The following is a 1,019-nucleotide window of genomic DNA, read 5'->3' as shown; positions in this document are numbered from 1 at the left end:
CGGCGAGCTCGACCAGCAGTTCGGCGACCAGGCGGCGGGCGGCCTCGCGCCGTGCCGCGGCCTCGCGCGCGCGCGCCTCGATCAAGGCCTGCAGGCGGCCGCGGTGGCTGTGGATCAGCGTGGCCAGGGTGTCGAAGAGCTCGCGCTCGCCGTCGAGCGGCGGCGCTACGGTGTCGAAGCTCACCACCGCGTGCAGCCCGAGGCGGGCGAGTGCGCCGCGCCAGTCGTCCGCCCGCGCCGCCGGATCGGCGATGAAGTTGAGCACCGGCAGCAGCGGCCGAGCGCACGCGGCGAGCAGCTCGAGCTCGTCGCGGTGCTTGGGCAGCACCGGGTCGCGCGCGTCGACCACATAGAGCGCGGCGTCGCTCGCCAGCATCTGGCGCAGCACCTTCGCCTCCTGCTCGAAGCGGCCTGCGGCCTCGTCGCGGGCGAGAAAGCGCGCGACGCGCTCGGGGCCGTCGACGCGCTCGCCGGGGTCCACCAGCTCGTCGATGAACTCGAGCAGCGCGATCGCGTCCTCCATGCCCGGGGTGTCGAAGAGCTCCGCCGCCGGCACGCCGTCGGCCATCAGGCGCAGACCCTCGACGTGGCGGGTGGTGCCGGCGGAGTCGGAGACCTCGCCGAAGCCGACGTCGCGCGCGAGCGTGCGCAGCAGCGAGGTCTTGCCGGTGTTGGTGTGGCCCACGACGGCCACGCGCAGGATGTCGTTCATCGGACCTCGTCCCCCCGTTCCAGCCAGACCCATGCGGCCCGCGCATCCACCAGCACCGCCGCCTCGCCCAGGCCGATGCCGGCCAGGCCCTCGCGCCACTGGCGCAGCCGGCCGGCGTGCTCCGCCGCGGCATCGATGCCGGCCAGCCAGACGCGGGTCGCCTGCGCGTGGTCGGCGAGTTCGGCGATGAGGCCGAGGCTGCCGCGATCCGGGGTCTGGCGGGCGTCGACCGCGACCACCAGGCGGACCGGCGGGTGGGCGGCGAAACGCGCGCGCGCTCCGCGGCGTTGCTCGCGGCTGTCGAGGC

2 protein-coding genes are annotated in these 1,019 nt (G+C 75.7%); both read right to left on the bottom strand.

What is annotated here, in order from left to right:
• Positions 1-712, bottom strand: a 712-nt coding sequence (locus C667_RS23275) for a GTPase domain-containing protein (protein ID WP_004390116.1), incomplete at its 3' end; no start/stop codon positions are given.
• A partial coding sequence (locus C667_RS23270; RefSeq protein WP_004390114.1) for a DUF2868 domain-containing protein occupies positions 709-1,019 on the bottom strand: 311 nt, incomplete at its 5' end. The genes C667_RS23275 and C667_RS23270, both read right to left, overlap by 4 nt.

Origin of the sequence: Thauera phenylacetica B4P (genome assembly GCF_000310225.1) — a bacterium.
In the GTDB taxonomy this organism is placed as follows: Bacteria; Pseudomonadota; Gammaproteobacteria; order Burkholderiales; family Rhodocyclaceae; genus Thauera; species Thauera phenylacetica.
This window is presented reverse-complemented; position numbering and strand designations above follow the sequence as displayed.